Source organism: Actinokineospora spheciospongiae, from assembly GCF_003182415.1.
GTDB lineage: Bacteria > Actinomycetota > Actinomycetes > Mycobacteriales > Pseudonocardiaceae > Actinokineospora > Actinokineospora spheciospongiae.
The window spans coordinates 39,094-64,797 of record NZ_QHCP01000009.1 but is presented as its reverse complement, the minus strand read 5'-3'; the positions used below and the strand labels follow the sequence as shown (position 1 = coordinate 64,797).

29 protein-coding genes and 1 pseudogene are annotated in these 25,704 nt (G+C 72.3%); 16 read left to right on the top strand and 14 right to left on the bottom strand.

Annotated elements, in window-relative coordinates; translation table 11 throughout:
• Window positions 1–242 precede the first annotated feature (242 nt).
• The 3 genes from DFQ13_RS22570 to DFQ13_RS22560 all read left to right on the top strand — a co-directional run bounded on the left by DFQ13_RS22570 (window position 243) and on the right by DFQ13_RS22560 (window position 2,404).
• The gene (locus tag DFQ13_RS22570) at window positions 243–458 is read left to right on the top strand and encodes a DUF397 domain-containing protein (protein WP_035288683.1); all 216 of its coding nucleotides are present in this window, start codon (window positions 243–245) and stop codon (window positions 456–458) included.
• Window positions 459–639: 181 nt separating this feature from the next.
• Window positions 640–1,494, top strand: a complete 855-nt coding sequence (locus DFQ13_RS22565) for a helix-turn-helix domain-containing protein (RefSeq protein WP_110081257.1) — start codon at window positions 640–642, stop codon at window positions 1,492–1,494.
• Between the two features lie 40 nt (window positions 1,495–1,534).
• Window positions 1,535–2,404 (top strand): SAM-dependent methyltransferase, encoded by an 870-nt coding sequence (locus tag DFQ13_RS22560; protein ID WP_035288689.1) that lies wholly within the window; start codon window positions 1,535–1,537, stop codon window positions 2,402–2,404.
• A 77-nt stretch (window positions 2,405–2,481) separates the two neighbouring features.
• On the opposite strand, the gene DFQ13_RS22555 is transcribed toward DFQ13_RS22560, so the two are convergent.
• The 6 genes and pseudogenes from DFQ13_RS22555 to DFQ13_RS22530 all read right to left on the bottom strand — a co-directional run bounded on the left by DFQ13_RS22555 (window position 2,482) and on the right by DFQ13_RS22530 (window position 8,716).
• Complete coding sequence (locus DFQ13_RS22555) at window positions 2,482–4,035, bottom strand: acetolactate synthase large subunit (RefSeq protein ID WP_110081256.1); 1,554 nt, start codon at window positions 4,033–4,035, stop codon at window positions 2,482–2,484.
• Window positions 4,036–4,078: 43 nt separating this feature from the next.
• Entirely contained in the window at window positions 4,079–5,431 is a 1,353-nt protein-coding gene (locus DFQ13_RS22550; protein ID WP_110081255.1) for an FAD-binding oxidoreductase, read from the bottom strand.
• Between the two features lie 37 nt (window positions 5,432–5,468).
• Window positions 5,469–6,527, bottom strand: coding sequence for an FAD-dependent oxidoreductase (locus tag DFQ13_RS22545; RefSeq protein ID WP_110081254.1), 1,059 nt, complete (start codon window positions 6,525–6,527; stop codon window positions 5,469–5,471).
• A gap of 66 nt (window positions 6,528–6,593) precedes the next feature.
• A complete protein-coding gene (locus DFQ13_RS34040) occupies window positions 6,594–6,977 on the bottom strand; it encodes a VOC family protein (protein WP_181400112.1) in 384 nt (127 codons plus the stop codon).
• A gap of 55 nt (window positions 6,978–7,032) precedes the next feature.
• A pseudogene (locus DFQ13_RS22535) lies at window positions 7,033–7,490 on the bottom strand (response regulator transcription factor).
• Window positions 7,487–8,716, bottom strand: coding sequence for a sensor histidine kinase (locus DFQ13_RS22530; RefSeq protein WP_233438532.1), 1,230 nt, complete (start codon window positions 8,714–8,716; stop codon window positions 7,487–7,489). Before DFQ13_RS22530 ends, DFQ13_RS22535 begins: the two are co-directional and overlap by 4 nt.
• Window positions 8,717–8,807: 91 nt before the next feature.
• Here DFQ13_RS22530 and DFQ13_RS22525 point away from each other — a divergent pair, with 91 nt between their 5' ends.
• Both DFQ13_RS22525 and DFQ13_RS22520 read left to right on the top strand, forming a co-directional pair.
• Entirely contained in the window at window positions 8,808–9,572 is a 765-nt protein-coding gene (locus DFQ13_RS22525; RefSeq protein WP_110081252.1) for an SGNH/GDSL hydrolase family protein, read from the top strand.
• Window positions 9,573–9,692: 120 nt separating this feature from the next.
• The gene (locus DFQ13_RS22520) at window positions 9,693–10,070 is read left to right on the top strand and encodes a hypothetical protein (protein ID WP_110081251.1); all 378 of its coding nucleotides are present in this window, start codon (window positions 9,693–9,695) and stop codon (window positions 10,068–10,070) included.
• On the opposite strand, the gene DFQ13_RS22515 is transcribed toward DFQ13_RS22520, so the two are convergent.
• A complete protein-coding gene (locus tag DFQ13_RS22515; RefSeq protein ID WP_035288706.1) occupies window positions 10,067–11,155 on the bottom strand; it encodes an NAD(P)/FAD-dependent oxidoreductase in 1,089 nt (362 codons plus the stop codon). The two genes, DFQ13_RS22520 and DFQ13_RS22515, sit on opposite strands and share 4 nt — an antisense overlap.
• Before the next feature lie 10 nt (window positions 11,156–11,165).
• Window positions 11,166–11,438 carry a DinB family protein gene (locus DFQ13_RS35210; RefSeq protein WP_146241332.1) on the bottom strand — a complete coding sequence of 91 codons (273 nt, stop codon included), beginning with the start codon at window positions 11,436–11,438 and terminating at the stop codon, window positions 11,166–11,168.
• Between the two features lie 89 nt (window positions 11,439–11,527).
• Here DFQ13_RS35210 and DFQ13_RS35205 point away from each other — a divergent pair, with 89 nt between their 5' ends.
• The 3 genes from DFQ13_RS35205 (at window position 11,528) to DFQ13_RS22495 (ending at window position 12,731) form a co-directional block, all read left to right on the top strand.
• Window positions 11,528–11,833, top strand: a complete 306-nt coding sequence (locus DFQ13_RS35205) for a helix-turn-helix domain-containing protein (protein ID WP_233438531.1) — start codon at window positions 11,528–11,530, stop codon at window positions 11,831–11,833.
• Entirely contained in the window at window positions 11,830–12,258 is a 429-nt protein-coding gene (locus DFQ13_RS35200) for a GNAT family N-acetyltransferase (RefSeq protein WP_110081249.1), read from the top strand. The genes DFQ13_RS35205 and DFQ13_RS35200 overlap by 4 nt, the downstream gene beginning before the upstream one ends.
• A 68-nt stretch (window positions 12,259–12,326) precedes the next feature.
• Window positions 12,327–12,731: an OsmC family protein gene (locus DFQ13_RS22495; protein ID WP_035288708.1), complete on the top strand. Its 405-nt coding sequence runs from the start codon at window positions 12,327–12,329 to the stop codon at window positions 12,729–12,731.
• 3 nt (window positions 12,732–12,734) lie between these two features.
• On the opposite strand, the gene DFQ13_RS22490 is transcribed toward DFQ13_RS22495, so the two are convergent.
• Window positions 12,735–13,565: a 1-aminocyclopropane-1-carboxylate deaminase/D-cysteine desulfhydrase gene (locus DFQ13_RS22490; RefSeq protein WP_233438530.1), complete on the bottom strand. Its 831-nt coding sequence runs from the start codon at window positions 13,563–13,565 to the stop codon at window positions 12,735–12,737.
• Between the two features lie 55 nt (window positions 13,566–13,620).
• On the opposite strand from DFQ13_RS22490, the gene DFQ13_RS22485 reads away from it, so the two are divergent.
• The 5 genes from DFQ13_RS22485 (at window position 13,621) to DFQ13_RS22465 (ending at window position 18,150) form a co-directional block, all read left to right on the top strand.
• On the top strand, window positions 13,621–14,211 hold the full coding sequence (locus DFQ13_RS22485) for a DinB family protein (RefSeq protein ID WP_110081247.1): 591 nt from the start codon (window positions 13,621–13,623) through the stop codon (window positions 14,209–14,211).
• Between the two features lie 37 nt (window positions 14,212–14,248).
• On the top strand, window positions 14,249–14,788 hold the full coding sequence (locus DFQ13_RS22480) for an NUDIX domain-containing protein (protein WP_110081246.1): 540 nt from the start codon (window positions 14,249–14,251) through the stop codon (window positions 14,786–14,788).
• Window positions 14,785–15,813 (top strand): CobW family GTP-binding protein, encoded by a 1,029-nt coding sequence (locus DFQ13_RS22475; protein WP_110081245.1) that lies wholly within the window; start codon window positions 14,785–14,787, stop codon window positions 15,811–15,813. The genes DFQ13_RS22480 and DFQ13_RS22475 overlap by 4 nt, the downstream gene beginning before the upstream one ends.
• 499 nt (window positions 15,814–16,312) lie before the next feature.
• Window positions 16,313–17,587, top strand: coding sequence for an MFS transporter (locus DFQ13_RS22470; protein ID WP_233438529.1), 1,275 nt, complete (start codon window positions 16,313–16,315; stop codon window positions 17,585–17,587).
• Window positions 17,584–18,150, top strand: coding sequence for a hypothetical protein (locus DFQ13_RS22465; RefSeq protein ID WP_146241331.1), 567 nt, complete (start codon window positions 17,584–17,586; stop codon window positions 18,148–18,150). The genes DFQ13_RS22470 and DFQ13_RS22465 overlap by 4 nt, the downstream gene beginning before the upstream one ends.
• 128 nt (window positions 18,151–18,278) lie before the next feature.
• On the opposite strand, the gene DFQ13_RS22460 is transcribed toward DFQ13_RS22465, so the two are convergent.
• The 5 genes from DFQ13_RS22460 to DFQ13_RS22440 are packed head-to-tail and all read right to left on the bottom strand — an operon-like array spanning window position 18,279 to window position 22,022.
• Window positions 18,279–18,896 carry a UbiX family flavin prenyltransferase gene (locus DFQ13_RS22460; RefSeq protein ID WP_110081243.1) on the bottom strand — a complete coding sequence of 206 codons (618 nt, stop codon included), beginning with the start codon at window positions 18,894–18,896 and terminating at the stop codon, window positions 18,279–18,281.
• Window positions 18,893–19,207, bottom strand: a complete 315-nt coding sequence (locus DFQ13_RS22455) for a chorismate mutase (protein WP_110081242.1) — start codon at window positions 19,205–19,207, stop codon at window positions 18,893–18,895. The genes DFQ13_RS22460 and DFQ13_RS22455 overlap by 4 nt, the downstream gene beginning before the upstream one ends.
• A gap of 1 nt (window position 19,208) precedes the next feature.
• On the bottom strand, window positions 19,209–19,817 hold the full coding sequence (locus DFQ13_RS22450) for an anthranilate synthase component II (RefSeq protein ID WP_110081241.1): 609 nt from the start codon (window positions 19,815–19,817) through the stop codon (window positions 19,209–19,211).
• Complete coding sequence (locus DFQ13_RS22445; RefSeq protein WP_110081240.1) at window positions 19,798–21,306, bottom strand: anthranilate synthase component I family protein; 1,509 nt, start codon at window positions 21,304–21,306, stop codon at window positions 19,798–19,800. Before DFQ13_RS22445 ends, DFQ13_RS22450 begins: the two co-directional genes overlap by 20 nt.
• Complete coding sequence (locus tag DFQ13_RS22440) at window positions 21,303–22,022, bottom strand: flavodoxin family protein (RefSeq protein WP_110081239.1); 720 nt, start codon at window positions 22,020–22,022, stop codon at window positions 21,303–21,305. Before DFQ13_RS22440 ends, DFQ13_RS22445 begins: the two co-directional genes overlap by 4 nt.
• A gap of 438 nt (window positions 22,023–22,460) precedes the next feature.
• Between DFQ13_RS22440 and DFQ13_RS22435 the strand changes: the two genes are divergently transcribed.
• The 3 genes from DFQ13_RS22435 to DFQ13_RS22425 are packed head-to-tail and all read left to right on the top strand — an operon-like array spanning window position 22,461 to window position 25,683.
• Entirely contained in the window at window positions 22,461–23,225 is a 765-nt protein-coding gene (locus DFQ13_RS22435) for a B3/B4 domain-containing protein (protein ID WP_110081238.1), read from the top strand.
• A complete protein-coding gene (locus DFQ13_RS22430; protein ID WP_110081237.1) occupies window positions 23,222–24,460 on the top strand; it encodes an ATP-grasp domain-containing protein in 1,239 nt (412 codons plus the stop codon). The genes DFQ13_RS22435 and DFQ13_RS22430 overlap by 4 nt, the downstream gene beginning before the upstream one ends.
• Entirely contained in the window at window positions 24,460–25,683 is a 1,224-nt protein-coding gene (locus DFQ13_RS22425) for an MFS transporter (protein WP_110081236.1), read from the top strand. Before DFQ13_RS22430 ends, DFQ13_RS22425 begins: the two co-directional genes overlap by 1 nt.
• The last annotated feature ends 21 nt before the right edge of the window (window positions 25,684–25,704 follow it).

Genomic DNA, 25,704 nt, shown 5'->3' with positions numbered 1-25,704 from the left:
CGAAATCCGGACCGGGTCCGGATTATTCCCTTGTTCAAACAAATGATCATCATCCGGAAAAGCGATTAATCCACCCTTGTCGCGCGGACTCCCGACTGACCCGGGGAAGACAGGGGATGATCTGAGGATCGGGTAATCGTCGTCACTCTCAGCGCGGATCGCATCACGGTGTGTTGCACTTCGATTATTCCGCTGGCAGGATTAATCCCATCGGACCTCACCCGAACGAGTGGAGACACACCATGAGCGAGAACGGGTTCAGTCACGGGGGACGCCCGGCGAGCGCGGGCGACTGGCGCACCTCGAGCCGGTGCGAGCCGAACGGCGACTGCGTCGAGGTCCGCTTCACCGCGTTGACCGGCGCCGATGTCCGCGATTCCAAAAACCGCGGACTCGGCGGACTGTCCTTCCGGCAGACCGCGTGGACTCGTTTCCTGGGTACCGTCGGCGACAGGTGACCTGACGGCCCGCGGGTGTCCACCGGTTCGAGCCGGTGGCGGACCTGACCCAGGGTGGTTTCGGATTAATCCGAAACCACCGCGGCGGTTCCGGGCTCGCCCAACCGAGCAGGGTGCGGACACGCACGGTCGGATACGCTGATTCGGCTTCCCACAGCCGGACCGAAGAGGTGGAAACCGGGTGCAGGACAACGCCGCACGCCGTGCGCTGGCCCGGCGCATCCAGTCCGCCCGCCAGAGCGCCGGGCGGACCCAGGCCGAAGTGGCCGATCACCTCGGCTGCACGCAGAGCAAGATCCAGAAGATCGAGGCGGCCAAGGTCGGGGTCAAGGCCGACGAACTGCGCCGGATGCTCCAGGTCCTGGCCACCCCGGACGACGAGGCCAAGGAGATGGTGCTGCTCGCGGAGCGGCTGACCGAGCGCCGGATTCGCTCCGGCCTGCAGGAGACCGACGAGTTCGCCCTGCTGGTCGACCTGGAGTCGGAGGCGGAGACCATCCTGGGCTGGCACACCGAGCGGATTCCGGGCCCGTTGCAGTCCGAGCGGTACATGCTCAAGCAGTTCCAGTTGGCCTGGCTCCCCGGCGTGGTGGCGCAGACCGAGATCACCGAGCGCTTCCGCAGGCGCAGGGCGCGCACCGAGATCTTCACCGTGGCCGACCCGCCCGCCTACCGCGCGGTGCTCAGCCCGTCCTGCCTGGAGCGGCTGCCGGGCGGCCGCACGCGCGACCTGGTGGTCGACCAGGTGGAGCACCTGCTGACCATGATCGGCACCCACGACAACCTGGACCTGCGGTTCCTGCCCTACGAGGCCCCGCTGTCGCACGTGCACTCCGGCTTCACCGTGCTCGACTTCGCCGACGACCTGCGCGAGAGCTTCGCCTACATCGAACTGCCCGGCGACGCCCGCACGGTCACCAGCGCGGCCAAGCTCACCGCCTACCGGGCCGAGTGGGCCCGGATCTCCGAGGCGGCGCTGGACCGGGACGGCACGGTCGAGTACCTGCGCTCGCTGCTCGTCGCGCGCACCACCTGACATCCCGCAGACCGACCGAACCCGACCAGGGGAGCCCACCTTGTCCGACGCCCTCTCCGACCCGATCCCGCCGCAGGGCATCGACCTGGACCGCCCCAGCGTGGCCCGGGTGTACGACTACTACCTGGGCGGCACCGCCAACTGGGCCATCGACCGCGAGTTCGGCCAGCGGGTGGTCGAGCGGTTCCCCCTGGTCCGCAACATCGCCGTCGCCAACCGCCTGTTCCTCAACCGCCTGGTCCGCCACCTCACCAACCGGGGCATCCGCCAGTTCCTCGACATCGGCGCCGGGGTGCCCACGGCGGGCGCCACCCACCAGGTGGCGGCGGAGATCACCGGCGACGCCAGGGTGGTCTACGTCGACAACGAGCCGGTGGCCGTGGCCCACGCCGAGATCCTGCTGGACGAGGAGGGCAACACCGACCGCAACGCGGTGATCTACGGGGACCTGCGCGACCCGGACGAGCTGTGGTCGGAGGCGATGGCGACGGGCATCCTCGACCCGGAGGAACCCATCGCCCTGCTCATGATCGCCGTCCTGCACGTGTTCCAACCCGACCGGCGGACCGGCGAGGACATCGGCGCCCAGTGCGTGGCCCGCTACCGCGAACTGCTCCCCCGGGGCTCCTACCTCGGCATCTCCCACATCACCGACGACGGCATCCCGCCGGAGGTCGGCCCGAAGCTGGCCGAGCTCAAGGCCATGTACGACAGCTCCTCCAGCAGCAACGCCATCTGGCGCTCCCGCGCCGACATCACCGCCCTGATGGGCGACTTCGAGCTGGTCGAACCCGGCATGGTCTGGACCCCGGAGTGGCACCCGGAGGAGACCGGCCCCAACGCCAAGCAGATCCACTTCACCCAGCCGAACGAGGCGGTCATCTGGGCCGGGGCGGGCCGCAAGCCGTGACCCGCCGCGCGACGACGGGGGCCTGACCGGATTTCCGGTCAGACCTCCGCCGTCGTCAGGTCAGCACGGGCAACGGGTCAGATCAGCGAGGGCACCAAGGCGTCGATCAGGTGCGGCCCCGGTTCGGCCAGCGCGGCGGCGAACTGCTCGGCCAGCTCCTCGGCGGTGGTGGCCCGGGTGGCGGGCACCCCCATCCCCTCCGCGAGCTTCACGAAGTCCAGGTCCGGCCCACCGATGTCCAGCAGCGACCGGGCCACCGGCCCGGCACCCTCGGCCCCCACCCGGCCCAGCTCCATCCGCAGGATCGCGTAGGCCCGGTTGTTCAGGATCACCGTGGTCACGTCCAACTGCTCCCGGGCCATGGTCCACAGGGCCGAGATGGTGTACATGGCGCTGCCGTCGGCCTGCAACGCCACCACGGGCCGGTCCGGGCAGGCGACGGCCGCGCCGACCGCGACCGGCAGCCCCTGCCCGATGGACCCGCCGGTCAGGGTCAGCACGTCGTGCCGGGGCCCGCCCGCGGTCACCATCGGGATCATCAGCCCGGAGGTGTTCGCCTCGTCGGAGACGATCGCCCCCTCCGGCAGCAGCGCCCCGATCACCTCGGCCCAGTTCTGCGGGGTCAGCTCCCCCGACGGCAGCGCGGGCCGGGAGGGTTCCTGCAGCACCGGCGCCACCCCGGGGGCCACCGACTCGGCCAGCCGCTCCAGCGCGTCGACCACGTCGGACCCCAGCGCGGCCAGGGTGTGCACAGCGCAGCCCTCTGGGGTCAGCTCGGAGGCCTTGCCCGGGTAGGCGAAGAACGACACCGGCGCGGTGGCCCCGGCCAGCACCAGGTGCCGCACGTCGGTCAGTTGCCACTGCACCTGCTCGGCGAGGTACCCCAGCCGCTCCACGGCGGGCAGCCCGGCGCCGCGCTCCAACCGGGCCGGGAACGTCTCCACCAGCACCTTGACCCCGGTCGCGGCGGCGATCCGCGACGCGGCGACGAGCCCGCGCTCCAGGGTCGCCCCGGAACCGAGCAGGAGCACGGTGGACTCGCCGGACCCCAGGACCTCGGCGACCGCGGCCAGCGCGGAGTCCGGCACGGCGTCGGGCGCCGGGACGGGGGCGGGCGCGGCGGCGACCCCGCCCTCGCCCCAGGACACGTCGGCGGGCAGCACCAGGTTCGCCGTCCGGCCGGGCAGCGCCCGCGCGGCGGCGACGGCCTCGGCGGCGTCGGCCCCGACCTTCCCGGTGTCGGTGGAGGTGCGGCTCCACCCCTCGGTCCACCCGGTCAGCGAGTCGATGTCCGACTCCAGCGGCGCGTCGAAACCCTTGTGGTACAGCGCGTGGTCGCCCACGACGTTGACCAGCGGCGTGTGCGCGCGGCGGGCGTTGTGCAGGTTCGCCCCGCCGTTGGCCAGGCCCGGCCCCAGGTGCAGCAGCGTGCACGCGGGCTTGCCCGCCATCCGCCCGTACCCGTCCGCGGCACCGGTGACGACCCCCTCGAACAGGGCGAGCACGCCCCGCATCTCCGGTACCGAGTCCAGCGCGGCGACGAAGTGCATCTCCGAGGTCCCCGGGTTGGCGAAGCACACCTCGACCCCGGAGTCGACGAGCGTGCGGATCAGTGACTGTGCGCCGTTCATGTCATCCTTCACTTGCCGGGTAACGGGTCCTCGGAACAGGTCGCTAGAACAGGACGCCGGGGTTGAGCACGCCCGCGGGGTCGAACGCCTGCTTGACCCGCCGCATCAGCTCGACCTTCGTCGGGTCCTCCGACGCCAGGAAGTGCGACCGCTTCGCCCGGCCGATGCCGTGCTCGCCGGAGATGGCCCCGCCCAGTGCGATCGCCGCGGCGAACAGCTCGCCCAGCACGGCGGAGCGCTGCTCGGCGTCCTTCTGGAACACCGCGAGGTGGACGTTGCCGTCGCCCGCGTGCCCGCACCCGATCACGAACGTCCCGTGCGCCTGGGCGATGCCGGTGACCGCGGCCATGAAGTCCGGCAGGGCGGCGCGCGGCAGCACGGTGTCGATCACGTCGTCGGCACCGGCGGCCTTGGCCGTGTAGAACGCCCGCTCCCGCGCCTCGATGAGCCGCCGCGCGGACCCGCCGGGCAGCACGTACGCGTCGACCGCGCCCAGCCCGGCGAGCATTTCCCCGGTCTCGGCGACGTCGGAGTCCAGGCGGTCGGCGGAGCGGTTCTCCAGCATCACCACCAGGTATGCCTGCGCGGTCTCGCGGACCGCGTCCGGGATGCCCAGTTGCAGGTCCGCGGTGTGGGTGATCGCGCCCATGGTCATGCCGTCGATGTACTCCAGGATCAGCGGCCCGATCCCACTGGCCACCACCCGGGGCACCGCCGCGACGACGGCGGCCAGGTCGGCGAACGGCGCGAGCACGGTCGCCTGGTGCGCGACGCGCGGTTGCAGCTTGAGGATCGCCTCGGTCACCAGGGCCAGCGTGCCCTCAGAGCCCACGATCAACTGGGTGAGGTCGTAGCCGGTGCTGGACTTGACGAACCGGCCGCCGGTGCGGATCAGCTCCCCGGTCGCCAGCGCGGCCTGCACCCCCAGCACGTGGTGGCGGGTCACGCCGTACTTGACCGCGCGCATCCCGCCCGCGTTGGTGGCCACGCTCCCGCCGAGGCTGGCGCTCAGCTCCCCGGGGTAGACCGGGTACACCAGCCCCGCCGCGGCGGTGCGCTCCTCCAGCTCCTGCAACGTCACCCCGGGCTGCACGACCGCCACGTGGTTCTCCGTGTCGATCTCCAGCACCCGGTTCATCTTCTCGAACGACACCACGATCCCGTCGGCGCGGGGCACCGCCGCCCCGGACAGGCCGGTGCCGGAACCGCGGGCGGTGACCGGGGTGGCGTGCTCGGTGGCGGCTTCGAGGATCGCCGCGACCTGCTCGGCGGTCTCCGGGCGCACCACGTGGGCGGGCTGCTGGGCGGGGACGGTCAACGACTCGTCGTGGCCGTGGTCCTCGACCACCTCGGTCAGCCCGACGATGTCGGCGAGCCTCGCTCCGATGTCCGCCATGGGACTCCCTCCGCTACCGGTCGCCCCACGATAGCCGTCAGCCGACCGGCGCAGCACGGCCCGCGAGGTACCGCTTCAGCTCGGCGACGGCGGCCCGCCCGGCGCGGGTGGCGCCGATGGTGCTCGCCGAGGGGCCGTAGCCCACCAGGTGCAACCGCGGGTCGGCGGCGACCCGGGTCCCCGCCACGGTGATGCCCCCGCCGGGGCCGCGCAGCCGCAGCGGCGCGAGGTGGTCGAGGGCGTGCCGGAAGCCGGTCGCCCAGAGGATCGTGTCGGCGGGCACGAACCGCCCGTCGTCCCAGGCGACGCCGTCGGCGGTGAGCCGGTCGAACACGGGCAGCCGGTCCAGGACACCGGAGCGCCGCGCCTCGACCACCTCGGGGGTCAGCATCAGCCCGGTCACGCTGACCACGCTCTCCGGCGGCCTCCCGGCCTCGACCGCCTCGGCGACCCGGGCCACCGCCGCACGCCCGACCTCCGGGGTGAACGGCCCCTCCCGCCACACCGGCGGCCTGCGGGTCACCCACGTGGTCGCGGCGGCCCCCGGCGCCAGCTCGATCAACGCCTGCACCGCCGAGGCGCCGCCGCCCACCACGACCACCCGCTTGCCGACGAACTCCTCCGGCCCCCGGTAGTCGGCGGTGTGCAGTTGCCGCCCGGCGAACTCCGCCTGCCCGGGGTACCTCGGCCAGAACGGGCGGTCCCAGGTGCCCGTGGCGTTGATCAGCGCCCGGGTCTCCCAGGTGCCGCGCGCGGTTTCCACCCTCAGCGTCGACCCGGTGTCCCGCACGGCCTTCACCGCCACCGGGCGCAGCACGGGCAGGTCGAACTCCCGCTCGTAGCGCCCGAAGTACTCCGCGACGACCTCCGACGCGGGCCGGTCCTCGTCGGTGTGCGGCAGGGCGAGGCCGGGCAGGTCGTGGATGCCGTGGACAGTGCCCAGCCGCAGCGTCGGCCAGCGGTGCCGCCACGCCCCGCCCGGCCCGGGGTTGGCGTCGAGCACCGCGAAGTCCAGCCCGGCCCGGCGCAGGAAGTACGCGCTCGACAGACCGGCCTGCCCCGCTCCCACCACCACGACGTCCACCACCGGGTCCATGCCCCGATCAACACCGGGGACGCCGAATCCTTTCCCGTGGGTCCGCCGGGTCACACCGGCGGGCCGTCAGCCCCCGGTGGCGGCGCGCTCGGCGGCGCTGCGGAGCACGCAGAACTCGTTGCCCTCCGGGTCGGCGAGGACGGCCCAGCCGGTGCCGTCCGGTTTCCGGAGGTCGGAGACCAGGGTCGCGCCGCGACCGAGCAGGCGCTCGACCTCCTCGTCGCGCGGGACGTCGGGTTGCAGGCAGATGTGCACGCGGTTCTTGACCGCCTTGGGTTCGGGGACGCGGTTGAAGATGAGCGTGGTGCCGTTGGGCAGCTCGATCCACGTCTCCTCCTCGCCCGGCTCGATGTCCGGGTCCAGCGGCAGGCCGAAGACCTCCGACCACCAGGTGACCAGGGCGTAGTTGTCGCTGCTGTCAATGCAGATGTTCAGGAGCGTCGATGCCATGGCGGCCAGCGTGCCAGGCGCCACACCCGGCGGCGCCCCGATTTCCCGGCCGGGCTCAGCGGGTGACCAGCCCCGCGTCGTAGGCGAGCAGGCCCGCCTGGGTGCGGTTCTGCACCTCCAGCTTCACCAGCATCCGCGACACGTGGCTCTTGACCGTGGCCTCGCTCAGCGACAGCCGGGCGGCGATGCGGGCGTTGGACAGCCCCTCGCCCAGGCCGGTCAGCACCTCGGTCTTGCGCTCGGTCAGCGACCGCACCCGGCGCAGCGCCCGGTCGCGGGTGGCCTGCTCCCCTCGGGCAGGCAGGCGATCCGCTCGATGGCGGTCAGGCCGTCCACGCCGGGCATCCGCAGGTCCATCAGCACCACGTGCGGGCGGTGCCGGACCACCGACTCGACCGCGGCGGCGCCGTCGTGCGCGGTGTCGACCACGTCGAGGTCCGGGGCGGAGGACAGGATGTCGGTCAGGTGCGCGCACACCATCGGCTCGTCGTCGACCAGCACGACCCGGATCACCGCTCGGCGCCCGCGGGCACGTAGGCGGGCAGCACCACGTCGACCTCGAAGCCGCCCCCGGCGCGCGGCCCAGCGGTCAGGGTGCCGCCGACCAGCTCCACCCGTTGCCGCAGCCCGGCCAGCCCGGCGCCGGAACCGGTGCGCGACAGGCCCCGGTCGACCGGGGCGGTGGCGCGGTCGTTGCGGACGGTCAGCCGCACCCGGTCGCCGCCGTAGCGCACGTGCACCCTGGTCGGGGCGCCCGGGGCGTGCTTGCGGATGTTGGTCAGCGACTCCTGCACCACCCGGTAGGCGGTGCGCCCGACGGCGGGTGAGGTGAGCGCCGGGTTGCCCTCGCGCACCAGCTCCACCGGCACCCCGACCGAGGCGGACTCGGCCAGCAGCGTCGACAGGTCCGGCACGGCGCCCGGGTCCACCTCCCCGGGTTCATCGGTGTCGGTGTCGGTGTCGGCGCGCTCGTGGTTGCGCAGCACACCGACCAGCTCGCGCAGCTCGTCGAGCGCCTCGCAGCCCGCCGCGCGCAGCCCCTCGGCGGCGGCGCGGACCCGCTCGTCCGGCGCGGTCACCCCCAGGGCGCCCGCGTGCAGCACCATCAGGCTCACCCGGTGGGTGACCACGTCGTGCATCTCCTCGGCCAGCCGCACCCGCTCGTCGGCGCGGGCCCGCTCGGCCAGCAGGTGCTGCTCGCGCTCGGCCCGCTCGGCGCGGTCGGTCAGCGCCCGCACCAGGGTGCGGTGGGCCCGCAGGTACAGGCCGATCAGCGCGGGGAGGACCACCATGGTGACGGCCCCCAGGATGACGTCCGTGGAGACCTCCCACGGCCGCGCCGCGACCAGGTACAGCGCCGCGGCCAGCGCGGTCCCGACGACCGGACCCGCGTGCAGGACGGCGTTGTAGACGATCACCGGGGTCGCCAGGGGGACCCAGGGCGAGGCGAAGTCGAGGTCGGGGGAGAAGAACCCGGCCCCCCAGGTCATCAGGACCAGGTACAGCGCGCTGACGGCGAGGGTGGCGGCCAGCAGCGCGGTCGGGTGGCGGCGGCGCACCCAGAGCAGGCCGATCAGTACGAGCGAGACCACGGTGTCGAGCGCGTCCACGGGGGTGTCGGGCAGCCCGGCGTCGACCACGAACAGGACCGAGAGCGCCAACGCCACCCCGACGGGCAGCAGGTAGAAGAATGCCTCCCGGCGGGTGTGCCACAGGGGGGCGTCGGCGTGGCGGCTCACCTCCCCACGGTAGCGAGGCGGGGGCCGGTGAAGAGGGCTTCCACACCTTTCGGTGGACCCGCGGCGCAACCTAAGTAGCCTCTGCGCCGAGATGAACGCTTACACCAGCCTCGTGGCCCTCGGCGACTCCTTCACCGAGGGCCTGTCCGACGACCTGCCCGACGGCACCTCCCGGGGCTGGGCCGACCTCGTCGCCGCCCGGCTCGCCGTGGAGACACCCGGCTTCCGGTACGCCAACCTGGCCGTGCGCGGCAAGCTCGTCGGCCAGATGGTCGACGAGCAGCTCGCCCCGGCCGCGGCGATGCGCGCCGACGTGGCCTGCTTCGCGGGCGGCATGAACGACGTCCTGCGCCCCGGCTGCGACCTGGCCGAGGTGACCGCGCACATCACCCGCATCGCCGACACGCTGGCGGAGTCCTCCGGGCGGCTGCTGCTGTTCCGGGTGATCGACCCGTCGCGGCGGATGCGCGGCAGCACCCGGCTGCTCCCCCGCGTCAACGCCCTCATCGCCACCGTGGACGCCCTGGCCGAACGGCACGACGCGATCGTGGTCGACCTGTTCTCCTCCCGGGTGTTCGACTCCGGGCGATTGTGGGCCGAGGACCGCATCCACCTCAACGCCGAGGGCCACCGCCGCGTCGCCGAGGCCGTCCTGCGCGCCCTGGGCCTGCCCCCGGAGTTCGACTGGGACGAACCGGTCCCGCCGTCCCCGGCCGCCCCGTGGCACGAGCGCGCCCTGGCCGACCTGCGCTGGGTCCGCAGGCACGCCGCCCCCTGGATCGGCCGCCGCCTCGCGGGCCGCTCCTCCGGCGACGGCCGCGCCCCCAAACGCCCGCACCTGGCGCCGTTCGACTGATCGCGCGCTGCCCCGTTCGCCTGCCACAGCGGGAAAAGACACTCGAACGGTCGAGCTGTGGACGGCGCACCGGTTGTCAGCCTGGGTCCACTCGCCACTCCCACCGGACAGAGGGTCCCCATGCCGGGTCGGTCAAGTCGCACACTGCTCCCCGTCGTCCTGGCGCTCGGCTTCGCGGTGGTGCTGCCGGACGCCGCGCAGGCGACGACCTGCTCCCCCCGCGCGGGCGTCACCCAGGCGGGCGGTGTGCTGACCGCCAAGGCGATCAGCCTGTGCCGGGTGTCGCCGCTGCCGCCCGGCGAGCCCACCCCGGTCGAGGTCGTGGACGATTCCGGTGCGCTGCAACGGATCGACCCGAACACGGGCACCTGGTACACCGTCACCACGGGCACCGGCTACTTCACCCACACCTGCCTGGGCACGGCGACGAACACCTACCGCGTGGTCAACACCTCCGGTGGGCTGACGTCGGGTTCGCTCACCGCCGCCTGCGGCTAAGCCGTGTTGTCCGGGTTGATCGCAGCCCCGGACCGCAACCGGGCCGGGGAGAGCGGCGCCGGGTCCACGGTGACCGGCCCGCCGGTGATGACGGCGACGGCGACCTCGGCCAGCGCGGGCGCCATCTGGATGCCGTAACCGCCCTGCCCGGCGACGAAAGCGAACCCCGGGTGACCGGGCAGCTCCCCCACCACCGGTTCCCGGTCGGCGGCGAAGGTGCGCAACCCCGCCCAACTGTGGCGCACCGAGCGCAACCCGAGCGTCGTGGCGGTGTTGACCCGGTCGAGGGCCAGGGCGACGTCCACGTCGACCGGCCGGGCGTCGACCGGCGCCGACGGGGTCTCGTCCGCCGGGGACAGCAGGATTCCCGTGCCCTCCGGGCGGAAGTAGAAGTCGTCGGTGACCTCGGCGACCAGCGGCCACGCCGGGTCGACCGCGGCCGCGGCGGCGACCGCGACGGTGCGGCGCAGCGGGCGCAGACCCAGCGCGGGCACACCCGCGAGCACCGCCAACTCGTCCGCCCACGCGCCCGCCGCGTTCACCACCACACCCGCCCGCACGGTGTCCCCGCCGAGACCGACCGCCCACCCCGAGCCGTCGCGGCCCAGCGCGGTGACCCGCGCCCCGGTGCGGACCTCGCCGCCGCCCGCGCGCAGTTCGCGGACGTAGGACTGGTGCAGCCCCATGGCGTCGACGTCCATGGTGCCCGAGTCCACCGCCGCGGCCACCACGGCTCCCGGCCGCAGCACCGGGCACAGCGCCAGCGCCTCCGCCGCCGACACCGCGGGCGCGGGGGGCATCGCCGCGGCGCCGTCCTCGGTGGTGGCCAGCCACAGCGTCGGGCGCGGGCGCAGCAGCGGCGCGTCGACCGAGCGGGCGGTGAAACCGGCGCGGCTGGCGGTGGTCAGCGCGCGCACCACCGGGCCGCCGTAGCTGGGCAGGTAGATCGCGGCCGAGCGGCCGGTGGTGTGCCGCGCCAGTTCCGGTTCGGCCTCCACCAGCAGGACCGACCCGTGCCCGGTCAACCCGGCCGCCACCGACACCCCGGCGATCCCGCCGCCCACCACCACGAAGTCCCACGCCACGCGACCGAGCCTAGGCCGACCGCCAGGACGGGTCGCGGCCGGTGAGGGCCAGTGCCCGGCGCAGGGCCGGGGCGTCGGCGGGCACCTCGACCTCGGCGCCGAACGCGCCGTACTGCCGCCCCACCTCCGCCATGCCCTCGACGCGCTCCAGCGCCGCCGCGACCCGGTCGGCGGGCAGCGGCGCCGACATCGTGGTGGTCTCGCCCTCCAGCGCGCCCGGCTCCCGCCAGGCGGCGACGGTCAGGTGCTCGCGGTGGAAGTCCGGCCACCGCCCGGTGCCCACGTGGTCGCGCTCCACCTCGTCGTCGGGGCGGCAGGTCAGCCGCCGGAAATTCGCGGGTATTGGACGAACGCGACAGCTACCGTGGCCGGGTGTCCTACACGCGCGGGGTGCTCGGCAGGCGCACGGCGGCGACCCGGTTCGACCTGCTGGCCGCCGAGTTCGGCACCACCGCGCGCACGGTGCAGCGGCTGTTCCGCGAGTACGTCGGCGTCGGCCCGAAGTGGGTGATCCGCAGGCACCGGGCGCACGAGGCGGCGGTGCGCGCCGAGGACGGCGACTGGTCCGCCCTCGCCGCCGAACTCGGCTACAGCGACCAGGCGCACCTGATCCGCGAGTTCACCACCGCGGTGGGCACCCCGCCCGCCCGCCACGCCCGCCAGGAGGCAACCCCGTGAGCGAGTACGACCTCGACACCGACCCGACCCGCCTCGACCGCGCGGCCGTCTACGGGTTCCTGTCCACCGAGGCCTACTGGGCCCGCTGGCGCACCCGAGCCCACGTCGACGCCCAGATCGACGGCGCCTGGCGGGTCGTCGGCGCCTACGAGCGGGTGACCGGGGCGCAGGTCGGCTTCGCCCGCGCGATCTCCGACGGGGTGTCGCTGGCCTACCTCGCCGACGTGTTCGTGCTGCCCTCCGCCCGCGGCCGCAGCCTGGGCAAGGCGCTGGTCCGCACGATGGTCGAGGAGGGCCCGGGCGCGCACTTCCGCTGGCTGCTGCACACCGCCGACGCGCACTCGCTCTACGCCGGGTTCGGCTTCGCCGCCCCGGACGCCACGGCGGTGGAGCGCCCGCACGCGGCCCGGCCCGAACCCGCGTAAGATCGTCGGAATCTCCAGGCGCAGGGCGCATCCCCGCGGTCGGAGCCCTCGACGAGGAGGAGGCCGGGATGGCGGCGGTGCGGGTCCGGCGGATCGGGACACACGCGTTCACCGCGTCGAACGAGCGCGGCGGGCACGTGCGCCTCGGGCGGGTCGGCGAACCGGGGGCGTTCACCCCGGTGGAACTGCTGCTCGCGGCGGCGGCGGGCTGCGTGGGGATCACCGCCGAGGACCTGGTGGTGCGGCGCACGACGCCGGACGCGGTCGTCGACGTGGTCGCCGAGGACGTGCGGCCGGTGGGGGCGCACGCGCTCGACGGGGTGGACATCGGGCTCGACCTGGACCTGTCCGGGCTCGACGAGCGGGCGCGGGCGCAACTCGTCGCCGTGGTGCGGCGGGCGGTGGAGGCGGTCTGCACGGTCACCCGGACGCTGAAGGAGTCGACCGACGTGGGGCTGACCATCCGGGGGTGACGGCTACCCGGTGATGACGGCGACCACCGTCGTCCCGGGGGCGAACTCACCCGAGGCCGCCCGCGCGTAGACGCCGCAGAGCATCTTCGCCACGTAGAGCCGTTCCACCGCGACGCCGTGCCGCGCGGTGAACCCGTCGGCGAAGGCGTGCAGCCGCGGCGGTGTCCTCGCGTAGCCGCCGAAGTGGAACCGCGTGTCGACCGTCCAGTTGCGACGGTGACCGGTCAGCTCGGCCACGGCGTCGGCGAGGAAGTTCCCGCGCAGCACGGCGAACCCCACGGCCCGCTGGCCCGCGCGCAGCCCCCGGGCCAACCCGGCGAGCGTCGCGCCGGTGCCGCAGGGGCAGCAGACGACGTCGAAGTCGCCCAGTTCCGCCACGACCTCCTGGCAGCCGCGCACCGCCAGTTCGTTGCTGCCGCCCTCGGGCAGCAGGTGGTGCGGGCCGAACCGGTCGCGCAGGGCGGCGAGGACGTCCGGGTCGGTCTTGCGGCGGTAGGTGGCGCGGTCGAGGTAGGTCAGGGTCATCCCCCGCTCGACGGCGAAGGCCAGGGAATCGTTGAGCGGCAGGTGTTCCTCGCCCCGGATCACCCCGACGGTGGCGAACCCGTGCTCGCGGCCCGCCGCCGCGACCGCGCGGATGTGGTTGGAGTAGGCGCCGCCGAAGGTCACCACCCGCCCGGCCGCCCGCGCCGGTGCCAGGTTGTGCGCGAGCTTGCGCCACTTGTTGCCGGGGATCTCCGGGTGGATCAGGTCGTCCCGCTTGAGCAGCAGCCGCACCCCGCGAAGGCGCTCGTCGACCACCTCGGTCAGCGGCGAGGGCAACCGGGGCAGCACCCGGCGATCGTAGGTCAGCCACCCGGCGGGCGGTCGGCTGGTGCAGGCTTACCCCGTGATCGACGACTACGCGAAAGCGCACCTGCACGGCGAACTGCGCGAGGTGCGCGAATCGGTGCTCTCCAAGCTCGACGGGCTCCGCGAGTACGACGTCCGCCGCCCGCTGACCCCCACCGGGACCAACCTGCTCGGCCTGGTCAAGCACCTGTCGACCTGGGAGGCCAGGTACTTCGGCCAGGTCTTCGGGCGCCCGTTCCCCGAGCCCCTGCCCGCCTGGGACGACAAGACCCGGCGCGGCACCGACATGTGGGCGACCGAGCACGAGACCCGCGCCGAGGTCGTCGACCGCTACCGGCGCGTGTGGGAGCACTCCGACGCGACGATCAACGGCCTCCCCGTCGACGCCCCCGGTCACGTGCCGTGGTGGCCGCGCCCCGGGGTGCGGCTGTTCGACGTCCTGGTCCACGTGGTCGTCGAGACCACCCGGCACGCGGGCCACGCCGACATCCTGCGTGAACACCTCGACGGCGCGGTGGAGATGGACGCGGAGAGCATGATCCGGCGAGGGCAGGACGCGGCTTTCTGGGCGAACCGGCACGCGGAGGTCGAGCGGGTCGCCAGGGCAGCCGACCCGACCGGCACCTGACCACCGGGACCGCGACCGGTCGGGCAGGATCTGCGCCATGCCGAAGAACTCCCACTGCTCCACCTGCGGCGCGGCCTACCCGGCGGGCGCGGGCTGGCCCCGGCACTGCCCGGCCTGCGGGGACACCGCGTACCGCAACCCGCTGCCGGTGGCGGTGGTCCTGCTGCCGGTCACCTCGACCGGGGGCGACGGCCTGCTGGTGGTCCGCCGCGACGTCGAACCGCGCCGGGGCGAACTCGCGCTGCCCGGCGGGTACGTCGACTTCGGCGAGGCATGGCGGGACGCGGCGGCCCGCGAGCTGCGCGAGGAGACCGGCGTCGCCATCGACCCCGCCTCGGTCGACCTGTTCGGCGCCGAGAGCGCCCCGGACGGGACGCTGCTGATGTTTGGCCTGGGCCCGACCACCGCCGAGACCGACCTCCCCGCCCCCGCCGCCACCGCCGAGACCACCGGCTGGGAGCTGCTGCGCGGCCCGGCCGAATTGGCGTTCTCGCTGCACACGGCGGCTGTGGCGCGCCACTTCGCCCGGTCGAGCACAGCGGGACCCGGTGGTGGGCCACTAGGGTCGTCGGGGTGACGATTCCGGTACTGGTGGTGGCGGGCTTCCTCGGCTCGGGCAAAACCACCCTGCTCAACCACCTGCTGCGCACCACCGGCCAGGTCCGCGTCGGCGTCATCGTCAACGACTTCGGCAAGGTCAACGTGGACGCGCTCACCGTCGCCGCCCAGGTCGACTCGGTGGTGGGACTGGGCAACGGCTGCCTGTGCTGCGTGACCGACGTGTCCGAGCTGGACGCCATGCTGGACCGCCTGACCACCCCCGGCGAGGACGGCGGCGACCCCCCGGTCGACGTGGTGGTGATCGAGGCCAGCGGCCTGGCCGAACCCCCGGCGATGGTGCGCCTGGTCGTCGCCAGCGAAAACCCGGCCATCACCTACGGCGGCCTGGTCGAGGTCGTCGACGCCGCCGAGTTCGACGACACCCGCACCCGCCACCCGCAGCTCGACAAACACCTGCGCTACGCCGACCTGGTCCTGCTCAACAAGGTCGACCGGGTCACCACCGCCGAGCGCGAACGCCTGCTCACCCTGGTGCGGGACCTGGCGGACGGGGTGCCGGTGGTCCCGACCGAGCACAGCCGAGTCGACCCCGCCCTGCTGTTCGACCCGGTCGACCGCCCGGAACCCCGCTGGAAGCAACTGTCGTTCGAAGACCTCGTCGCCGCCGACACCCCGCACACCGAGCACGTGCACGCCGGCTACGAGAGCATCGAACTGGTCGAGGACCGCCCGGTGAACCCGCTGCGCTTCATGACGTTCCTGACCGACCGCCCGGCAGGCCTGTACCGGGTGAAGGGCCACGTCCACTTCGGCGTCCCCGGCCACACCCAGCGCTTCACCCTCCACACCGTCGGCCCCCACCTCCGCCTGACCCGCGACGAATGGCCGCACGGAACCACACCGGGCACGACACTGGTGCTGATCGGCGCGGGCCTCGACCGGGAGGCGATCCACACGGCCTTCACCGAGACGGTGGAACCGAACCCGGAGACGGTGGACCCGTTGGACATGGCATCGGTGACCAGGTACCTCCGCGATTAGCCGTCGAGGAAGGCTGGCGCAGACGGGCGGTTCGGTGCTGCCCATGCGGTCTGACCACCCGGGCCAGTCCCCGCGATGATCCTGCAAGATCCACAGGACACCGTCGTCGGACTGGCCGTCGGCGCCTGCGCAGATCTGGCACAACAGCGGCTGAGGTGCCGCTTCCTACTCGTCAGCCTGCCAGGGGTTAAAAACTCGTCAGGAGACGGATCGAGCGCGGGCGCCAGCCGATTTCTTCCTCGATTTCGCGGGCTGCGGTGAGGGGCCGTCGGGTAGTTCGACGTGGGCAATTGCCACATGGAGGCGGCGGGTGTCGTCCACCAAGCGCTCGTCGTGGATGGTCCAGCGGGACGGCTCGTCGCTCACGGGGCGAAATTACCTCAGTTCCCGCGCCGGATCAGTTCCACGCCGCCATGACGGGAGGCTCGTCGGCACGGCGTCGGTGACAAGGGGTCTCCGGACCGGCTAACGTCCGGTGGATCGTTCACGGAGGTGCGGTGTGACCCAGACGGCCCGGCACAGGCTCCCGATCCGCCAACTCGTCGCCGCCAGCGCGGGGAACACGCTGGAGTGGTTCGACTGGACCATCTTCGCCACGTTCAGCGTGTACTTCGCCACCGAGGTCTTCCCGGCGGGCAACTCCACGGCGGCGCAGGTGAACACGTTCGCCACCTATGCGCTGGCGTTCTTCTTCCGCCCGCTCGGCGGGGTGCTGCTGGGCCGCTTCGCCGACACCCGGGGTCGCAAGCCCGCGATGTTGTTGACCATCGTGTTGATGGCGGTGGGGTCGGTGCTCATCGCCGTGCTGCCGACGTTCGAGCAGGTCGGGTGGTTCTCCCCGGCGCTGCTGCTGCTCGCCCGGATCGCCCAGGGGATCTCGTTGGGTGGGGAGGTGTCGAACGCGTCGGCGTACCTGGGGGAGATCGCGCCGCCGGAGCGGCGGGGGCGGTATTCCTCGTTCTTCTACATCTCCACCGGGGCGGCGGTCCTCAGCGCGACCGTGCTCGGGTTCGTCCTGGCCCGCACCCTGGACAAGGCCGACATGACCTCCTACGGCTGGCGGCTGCCGTTCCTGCTGGGCGGGGTGTTCGGGTTGATCGCCCTGTGGCTGCGCCGGACGATCCCGGAGACCGAGCTGTTTCGGTCCCGCCGCGACAGCGCCCAGCGGGTGCGCAACCCGCTGTGGCGCACCCTGCGCGACCACCCGAGGGCCGTGGGCCAGTTGATCGGGTTCAGCATGCTCTCGACGCTCTGCTACTACACGTTCTTCAGCGCCCTGACCCCGTTCGCGGTGACCACCCGCGGCGCCGACCCGGCCGACGTGTTCCTGGCGCTGTCCATCGGGACGGCGGTGTTCATCGCGTTGCAGTACCCGATGGGCGCCGCGGCGGACCGCTTCGGCCGCAAGCCGCAGCTATTGGTCTGGGCGGCGCTGATCGCGGTCCTGATCGTCCCGCTGTCCCTCCTGGTCACCCCGAACCTCGGTGGGCTGATCGTGGCTTTCACCGTCGGGCTGGCCATCTACACGGCGATGACCTCGGTGGCGCCCGCCCTGATGAGCGAGCTGTTCCCCACCGAGTTGCGCGCCCTGGGCATCGGCGCCTGGTACAACCTCACCGTCGCGGTCTTCGGTGGCACGGCACCGCTGCTGATCAGCGCCCTGGCGGGTGCGGGGTTGCAGAACGTCTTCTTCTACTACGTGGCGGGCGCGGCGGTCATCGCGTTCTTCGTGATCCGCACCCTCCCGGAGACCAAGGGCAGTGAGCTGGCATGAGGCGGCAATCGTGGCGCACAGCGGGGGTGGCCGTGCTGCTGCTGACCGGCGCGGGAGCGGCCCGGTCGAGCGGCGCCGAGGCGGTGCCCGCGCTCTCGTCCGCCGAGGTGGCCACCCGGGTCTGCGACTACCTGCGGGCCAGGGCCGACGTGGTCACCGGGGTAGCCCCGGACACCGCGGCGGCGCGGCTCACGGGTTCGATGACCGAGGAATTCGCCGCGCGGACCGCGACCGCGCTCACCGCGCTGGACGCGGCCGACGAGCGGTACCGGTCCCACCCCCACACCGGGCACGACGCGGCGGACCTGGACATCACCGTCGAGCGGATCACGGTCAGCGGCATGTCCGCGCACGCCGTGGTGGCTGAGCGGACCACGCTGCACTTCACCGCCGTGGGCGAGCAGAACCCGGGCGCGCCGGAGGCCGAGGGCTACTCCCTCACCCACGACTTCGACCTGACCGTGGTCGACGGCCGCTGGCTCCTGGCCGACTCCCACCCGCGGCTGGCGCCCTCCGGCGGCCCCCCGCCGCTCACGCAGATGGACCACAGAGGCGGGCGCTGAGCAACGGCACCCGGTTCCGGGGGGTGCCCAGGCCGGGACCACCGCGGCGGTCCCGCTTCTCGCACGGCGGAGTCGGGCAGATCGGGAGCCCGGTGCGGGGTCGACTCGGACCGACCCCGCACCGGGTGTCAGAGCGCCTGGTCGTCGACCATCAGGGTCAACGGGCGGGGTTCGCCGCCGCGCCTGCCGTTCCAGCGCGGCGCGTCCTCGGGGCTCAACCCCAGGAGGTCGAGGCAGCGGACCACGGTGTGGTCCACGATCTCCGCCACCGTCGTCGGCCGGTGGTAGAACGCGGGCACGGGGGGCATGATGATGCCGCCCATGCCGGTGACCTCACCCATCAGGCGCAGGTGTCCCCCGTGGAGCGGGGTTTCGCGGACGGCCAGGACCACGGGGCGCCGCTCCTTCAACTGGACGTCGGCGGCGCGGATCACCAGGTTGTCGTCGGTGCTGTTGGCGACCCCGGAGAGGGTGCGGATGCTGCACGGGAGGACGAGCATCCCCCGCGTCCGGAAGGACCCGCTGGCGATCGGGGCACCGACGTCCGCCTCGCTGTGGCAGACCGACGCCAGGCCCTTGACCTCCGCCGCGGTCCGGTCCGTCTCGACGGCGATCGTGGCCCGCGCGTGCTTGGTCACCACCAGGTGGGTTTCGACGTCCATCTCGCGCAGGCGCTCCAGGGCGCGGATTCCGTAGGCGACGCCCGAGGCGCCCGTGATCGCGACGACCAGCGGCAGGGAACTCATCGCGACGCTCCTCCGCCCGTCGACCGGGTGGGCAGAATCCGCAGTTGCAGGTCGGTCAACGCCGTGATGAGCGCCCGGTAGGTCGACTCCACGACGTCCGGGTCCGTGCCGTGCTCCTCCGCGAGTCCCCGAACGCGCCGCACCACCTGCTCGACGCGGTCGGGCGAGCGCACAGCCGCCTCGTCGCGCTTGACCTGGACCACCCGCCGCACGACCGCTGTGCGCCGGGCGAGCAGGGCGACGATCCGGCGGTCGAGTTCGTCGATCTCCCCCCGCAGCGCCTGCAACGCATCGGGGTCGGAAATCTGCATGTCACACCTCACTGGTCATCAACTCTTTGCTGGGCACGTGCGTGGTGATGAAGTTGAGCAGCAGGTCGGCGCCGAAGTCGGTGCCGATGCTCTCGGGGTGGAACTGGACGGACTCGATGGGCCTGCTGCGGTGCCGCAGACCCATCACGTGGCCGTCGTCCGCGGCGCGCGCGGTGACGACCAGGTCGTCGGGGATGCTGTTCTCCTCGACCACCAGCGAGTGGTAGCGGGCGACCCGCACGGGTGTCGGGATGTCGCGGAAGCAACCCGTCCCGTCGTGGAGGACTTCGCTGGTCTTGCCGTGCCGCGGCGTGGCGCGTTCGATCCGGCCGCCGGAGGCCATGCCGATCGCCTGGTGCCCCAGGCAGATGCCGAGGACGGGGACCGCCGGGTCCATGGCTCCCAACAGGTGGACGTAGCCGCTGTCGGCCGGGTGGCCCGGGCCGGGACCCAGGACGACGAAGTCGGGCCGGGCCGGAGCGGACACCGCCAGGGAGGCCGGGTCGACGCGGTCGTTGCGGACGACCCCGACCTCCAGGCCCAGGTCTCGCAGGTACTGGTCGATGATGTACGTGAAACTGTCGTAGGCGTCAACGAGCAATGCGCGCATTGTCGAACTCCTCTCCGCTGATCGCCCAGTTGACGGCCGCGAGCTTGTGGAACGTTTCCTCCCACTCCCGCTGGGGATCGGAGTCCGCGACCACCCCCGCCGACGCGCGGTAGGTGTAGGTCCTGTCGTGGTGCATCGCTCCGCGGATGCACAGGGCCAGCTTGACGTCGCCGGAGAACCCGATGAGGCCGATCGCACCCGCGTAGATGCCGCGCCTGCGGGTCTCCAACTCCTCGATGATCTGCATCGCCCTGATCTTGGGGGCGCCGGTCATGGTGCCCGCGGGGAAAGCGGCACCGAGCGCGTCGAACTCGTCCTCCCCCGGGCGCAGCACCCCCTCCACCGTCGAGACCAAGTGGTTGACGTGCGAGTACTCCTCGACCGACATCAGGTCCACGGTGCGCAGGCTGCGCTCCTCGGCGATCCGGCCGATGTCGTTGCGGCACAGGTCGACCAGCATCAGGTGTTCGGCGACCTCCTTCGCGCTCGACCGCATCCCGTCGATCCGGAGGCGGTTGAGTTCCGGGTCGGCGCTGCGGGCGGACGTCCCCGCGATGGGCTTCATCGTCACCCGGCGGTCCTCGATGGACATCATGAGCTCCGGGCTGGCCCCGATCGCGGTCCGGCTGCCGAACGGGGCGATGTAGGCGTAGGGCGAGGGGTTGCGCTCGCGCAGCCGCTGGTACACCACCCATGGCGGGGTCCGCGTCTCGGCCCTGAGTTCCTGGCCGAGTTGGAGTTGGTAGACCTCGCCCGCCCGGATGTACTCCAGAGCACGCTCGGCGGCGAGCAGGTAATCACGCCTGCCGGTGCTGCCGGTGACGCCGACGACCGGGCTCAGTGGTTCGCCCGCGGTGGCGCGCACGGGTCCGACCAGGGCGTTTTCGACCTGGTCCCAGTCGACCCCGGGTGCGGAACCGGTCTCGTGCCGGGAGATGGTGGCCTCGCCGACGAGCAGGTCGTACTGGATGACCACCTCGTAGATCGACAGGTCGAGGTCGGGGGTGTCGTCGTGGGACGGGATCGTCCGGGACAGGCGCTCGACAGCACCGCCGATGTCGTAGCCGAGGTAGCCGAACAACCCGAGGCGCAGGCCACCGCTGTCGCCCGAGCCGTGGTTCACGCGGTCGCGGATGCTGCGCAGCAGGGCCCACACCTGGGCGGTGGCAACCAGGCGGGTGCGCCTCTCGGCGGTGCGCACCACGCCCCGCGCGGTGCTGTGCTCGGCGAACTTCGCCGCCAGGGACGGGTTGCCGGTCCACTCCACCCGGTCCTGCGTCACCCGGACGCCGACCATCGGGTTGACCCCGATGAACGCGTGCCGCCGGTGGTCGACCGGGCCGCCGGGGGATTCGAGCAGGAAAACCGATCCCCGACCGAACACCTCGACCAAGCCCGCGTAGGCGTCGAACGGCGACTTGCCGGTCCGCAGCCGCTTGGTGGTCGTTCGCGTGATGACCGGGTCGGCGACAACCGCGCCGCCGCTCACCGGGCCCGCCCGGGGGCCGGGTCCACCACGGGCCCGCGGTAGGGCGGGACAGCGGTCTTCAGCAGCGCCGTGGGCCTGCTGCCCCGCTCATTGGTGTCGCTGCTCGACAGCAGGAGTTCCGCCGCGTCCGGGTTGTCCTTCAGCAGGCGCGCCATGCCCACCAGCCGTTCGAGCATGCGGTCGAGCGCCTCGACGCCCTCGACGTCGTCCAGCGCCCGGCCGGTGCTGCCGGAGCGCAGCACGGCCGGGAAACCGCTGCCCACCACCACCATGCGGTTGAGCAGCATGTTCAGCAGGAGCTGCTGGTGCACGGCCAGGTCGGCGTAGCGCCTGCTGATCACGATGGCGCCTGCGACCTTGTTGGCCAGCGGTCGCTGGAAGCGCAGGTAGCCGACCCCTGCGCGCTCAAGGAAGATCTGCATGAGGTGGGCGGGGCCGAAGCCGTGCACCGGTGTGGCGTAGATCAACGCGTCCGCCGCGGCCATCCGGTCGACGATCGCGCTGACGTCGTCCTGCTGCGCGCAGATCACCGACCGGGTGTTGCAGTCCCCGCACGCCGAGCAGGGGGCGATGCGGTGTTCACGCAGGTTCACCTGGTCGAGTTGCGCACCGTACCGCCCGGCGAGTTCGGCGGCGTGTTCGAGCACCTGCTCGGTGTTGCCACCCCGCCGTTCTGATCCCGACAGGGCGAGAATACGAATTTTTTGCGACGCCATAATGGTCCACTCCCCAGTCATACCATTTTTTGGATCCACCCATCGGGGCGTCGTCGAAGATGGCTGAACGCGAGAAACCCCCGTGCTCGCGCGCAAAGTCAGCCCATGTCGACCAAGTGGACGATGTGTGAAAAATCAGTCAAGTGAGCACTGGTTGAATCCCCCCGACCAGCGTCGCCCCGACACCCCCAGCAGATCGTCATTCATCCTTGGCAGCAGCGAGAGGGTTGTCAACGACAATTCGCACGATGGTGATCTGCGTCATGGTTCACCCGAAATCGGTAATTTCCGCGATCCGGTCGTCCCACCCGGATTGGTGTCACGAGATCCTGGACAATTGGTATCACCACTTGGCGGTGCCACGGTTAGAGTGACCACCGATGGCTGGCGCGAAACCAGTTGCGAACTTCCCCGGTACTGTTGCGAAAAGGTGTCTGCATGTCCACAACCGCCACTCCGACCGGCGTCGCCCGGGTAGCGGTCGAACCGCCGGTCTTCGAGCTGGTGCCCGGTTACACCCTGGGCCTGGTCGTCCTGCCCACCGTGGACGTCCTGCGGTCCGCGCAGCCGGTGGACGACCTGTTGACCCGCGCGGAGGACGACATCCACCGCACGGGCTGGGACAGGGGCGCCATCTCGGCGCTGCCTTCGATCAGCGGCTGGCGCAGGGCCTACCAATCGTTCGGCGTCAATCCGAACCGGTTCCCGTGCGCCGCCGAGTCACTGCTGCGGCGGGTGGCCAAGGGTGCTCGGCTGCCGCGCATCAACACCGTCGTCGACCTGTGCAACGCGATCTCGCTCAGCACGCGACTGCCCGTCGCCTCCTGCGCCGTGGACGATGTCCGCGGCGTGCTGGAGGTCAGGCGGGCGACCGGGGACGAGGTGTTCCTGCCGCTCGACGCGCCGGACGCGCCGGAGCACCCCGACCGGGGCGAGGTCGTCTACGCCGACGGGGAGGGGCGGGCCCACTCGCGGCGCTGGAACTGGCGCCAGGGCTTCGTGGTCAAGACCGACGTCGGTCCGCACCGACTGCTGCTCACGGTCGAGGCGGCGCACGACGGTGCGCGCGAGGCGGTGGAGGACGGCCTGGCGGCGCTTCTGCGCGCACTCCCGTCGGTGACCACGGCCGCGCCCGGGTCCGCCGTACTGGACGCGTCCGTTCCCGCGATCGAGTTGACCGACAAGAGTGGAGGAACGCCGTGAACCGCGCCGTTGTGGTGGTGTACCGCCCGGAAGGCGGTCGCTACCGCTCCCAGTTGCGCGCCGTCGTCGCGCAGGCCAAACGCCTCGGTCGGGAACCGATCGCGCTGCTCCCCGAGGGGTGGAGCACCGCGGAGACCCGGGGCCTGATCACCTACCACGCCGACCTGGACGACGAGGCCGACGCCACCGCCGCGTTCGACCTGGTGTGCGCGGAGCACGACGTCGAACGGGTCTTCCCCCTCTTCGAGGGCGATGTGCTGCCCGCGAGCCGTTGGCGCAAGAAGCACGGCATCCCCGGGCTGCTGCCCGACCAGGCGCTCAACTTCCGGGACAAGAACGTCATGCACCTGCGGGCCGAGGAGCTCGGGGTGCGGGTGGCCCGCTCCTGCCAGCCGCACACCCTCGGCACGGTCTTGCAGTTCGCGGACGAGGTCGGCTTCCCCGTCGTGGTCAAGCCCGCCGCGGGGTGGGCCTGCGGCGGCACTCACCGCGTCGACTCCGAGGCCGACCTGCGCCGGGTCTGGGGAGTGGTGGGCGACGACCGCCACCACTACCGGGTGGAGGAGTTCATCCACGGCGCCGAGTACCACGTCGACGTCCTGGTGCAGGACGGTCAGACGCGGTTCGAGCAACTGTCGAAGTACACCTACTCGATCCTCGACTACCGCGACGAGCCGGGCGGCACCATCTCCCGCAAGTACGACCTGAGCCCGGTCGAGCGCGGCATCCTGGAGCTGAACGCCGTCGTGCTGAACGGGTTCGAGCTGCGGACCGGGGTCTCGCACGCGGAGTACTTCGTGCGCGACGACGGCGAGATCGTCTTCGGTGAGGCGGCGGCGCGCGCCGGTGGCGGGTCCATCGTGCCCGCCATCGAAGCCGGGTGCGGCATCAACCTGGCGGGCGAGTGGTGCGCGTTGGAACTGGATCCCACCCACCGGCCGCCGACGCGACTCGGTCCGGAGATCGGCACCGAGTACCTGAGCACCGACCAGGTCGGCCCGATCGTGTCGATGTCCACCAGGGCGGACCTGCTCGCGATCGACTCCGTGCTCGACGCCCAGCTCTGGAAGCAGGTCGGCGACGTGCTGCAACCGCCGACGGCGTCGAACGACGTCCTCGGCTGGTACGTGTGCCGGGGCACCGGCGAAGAGGACATCCGCGGCAGGTTCAAGACCATCCGCGACCGGTTCGTCGTACGCACCGGGGCGGTCGGGCAAGCGGAAGGGCGATCCTGATGCTGCCCGCGAGGTTCAGAGCGCTGCCGCTGCCGCTGCGGGTGCTGTTCATCGCCTCGTTCGTCAACCGCGCGGGCATGTTCGTCTTCCCGCTGCTCGCGGTGTACCTGGTCCAGGGCAAGGGCCTCTCCCAGGCCGCAGCCGGGGTGCTGCTGTCACTGGGCAGCACCGGGCTGCTGGTGGGGAGCCTGCTCAGCGGGCCGCTGTCCGCCGCGCTCGGGTGCCGGGCGGTCCTGCTGTCCGCACTCGTGCTCAACGCGGCGGGCTACCTGGGCCTGGCCGCCGTCGGCGGCCCACCCACCGCGTACGGGGTGCTGCTGTTCGTCGCGCTCGTGGGCATGGGCATGTTCGCCCCGGCGGCCAACACCCTGATCGCCGAGCTCGCACCGGCGGACCAGCGGCCGTTCGCCTACACGGTCAACTACGTGGCGAACAACCTGGGCATGGGCGTCGGTCCGCTGCTCGGCGGACTGGCCGCCGCGTACTCGCACACGCTGATGTTCCTCGGCAACATCGCCGTCGGGCTGGTGTGCGCGGTGATGATCCGCGTCTGGGTGCCCGCCGGGGCGCGCACGGGTCGTGTGCCGCGCGAGGAGCACCCGCGCCGGTCGTGGGCGGTCCCCGCGGGGCAGGGTCACGTGCTGGCGATCGTGCTGATGTCCTTCTGCTACGTCGTTCCGCTGATCGGCATCGAGTACGTGCTGCCGCTGGGGGTGACCACCGTGCTCCACGAGTCCCCCGCGGTGATCGGGTTGGTCTACACGATCAACAGCGTCATCGTGGTCGGGGCGGGCTTCGCCATCGAGCGGCAGTTGAAGAAGTACCCCACGAAGACCCTGCTGCTCGCCTCGGGGGGCCTGTGGGTGTGCGGTATCGCGCTCTTCACCTTCCTCTTCTCCCTCCCGGCCATCCTGCTCTCCACGCTCGTCTGGACCCTGGGGGAGATCATCGTGGCGGTGGTCGTGCCGACCTACATCGCCGACCACGCGCACCCGGACCGCGTCAGCGGCTTCATGGCCGTCAACGGGTTCGTGCTCGGCCTCGCCCGCCTGGTCGTACCCATGGGCCTCGGACTCGCGTGGCAGGCGGGTGGACACCAGGCGGCGCTCTACGCGCTCCTGCTCGTCCCGATCACCGGCATGGTCCTCTTCGGACTTGTGCGGACCCGTCGGGTCGCACCGACGGCCGGGGTCACCGCGCAACCAGACCAACAACCAGCGTGACCACAGCAACACCGAACGACA

What these genes read in the sequence shown, in the direction of transcription:
- DFQ13_RS34040 (WP_181400112.1), bottom strand. Translation starts at nt 6,977, where the DNA reads ATGGCATCGACGCTCCTGAACATCTGCATTGACAGCAGCGACAACTAC.
- DFQ13_RS22440 (WP_110081239.1), bottom strand. Translation starts at nt 22,022, where the DNA reads ATGGCGTCGCAAAAAATTCGTATTCTCGCCCTGTCGGGATCAGAACGG.
- DFQ13_RS22525 (WP_110081252.1), top strand. Translation starts at nt 8,808, where the DNA reads ATGAACGCTTACACCAGCCTCGTGGCCCTCGGCGACTCCTTCACCGAG.
- DFQ13_RS22460 (WP_110081243.1), bottom strand. Translation starts at nt 18,896, where the DNA reads ATGAGTTCCCTGCCGCTGGTCGTCGCGATCACGGGCGCCTCGGGCGTC.
- DFQ13_RS22450 (WP_110081241.1), bottom strand. Translation starts at nt 19,817, where the DNA reads ATGCGCGCATTGCTCGTTGACGCCTACGACAGTTTCACGTACATCATC.
- DFQ13_RS22545 (WP_110081254.1), bottom strand. Translation starts at nt 6,527, where the DNA reads ATGGACCCGGTGGTGGACGTCGTGGTGGTGGGAGCGGGGCAGGCCGGT.
- DFQ13_RS22435 (WP_110081238.1), top strand. Translation starts at nt 22,461, where the DNA reads ATGTCCACAACCGCCACTCCGACCGGCGTCGCCCGGGTAGCGGTCGAA.
- DFQ13_RS22425 (WP_110081236.1), top strand. Translation starts at nt 24,460, where the DNA reads ATGCTGCCCGCGAGGTTCAGAGCGCTGCCGCTGCCGCTGCGGGTGCTG.
- DFQ13_RS22555 (WP_110081256.1), bottom strand. Translation starts at nt 4,035, where the DNA reads ATGAACGGCGCACAGTCACTGATCCGCACGCTCGTCGACTCCGGGGTC.
- DFQ13_RS22455 (WP_110081242.1), bottom strand. Translation starts at nt 19,207, where the DNA reads ATGCAGATTTCCGACCCCGATGCGTTGCAGGCGCTGCGGGGGGAGATC.
- DFQ13_RS22480 (WP_110081246.1), top strand. Translation starts at nt 14,249, where the DNA reads ATGCCGAAGAACTCCCACTGCTCCACCTGCGGCGCGGCCTACCCGGCG.
- DFQ13_RS22465 (WP_146241331.1), top strand. Translation starts at nt 17,584, where the DNA reads ATGAGGCGGCAATCGTGGCGCACAGCGGGGGTGGCCGTGCTGCTGCTG.
- DFQ13_RS22570 (WP_035288683.1), top strand. Translation starts at nt 243, where the DNA reads ATGAGCGAGAACGGGTTCAGTCACGGGGGACGCCCGGCGAGCGCGGGC.
- DFQ13_RS22520 (WP_110081251.1), top strand. Translation starts at nt 9,693, where the DNA reads ATGCCGGGTCGGTCAAGTCGCACACTGCTCCCCGTCGTCCTGGCGCTC.
- DFQ13_RS22495 (WP_035288708.1), top strand. Translation starts at nt 12,327, where the DNA reads ATGGCGGCGGTGCGGGTCCGGCGGATCGGGACACACGCGTTCACCGCG.
- DFQ13_RS22550 (WP_110081255.1), bottom strand. Translation starts at nt 5,431, where the DNA reads ATGGCGGACATCGGAGCGAGGCTCGCCGACATCGTCGGGCTGACCGAG.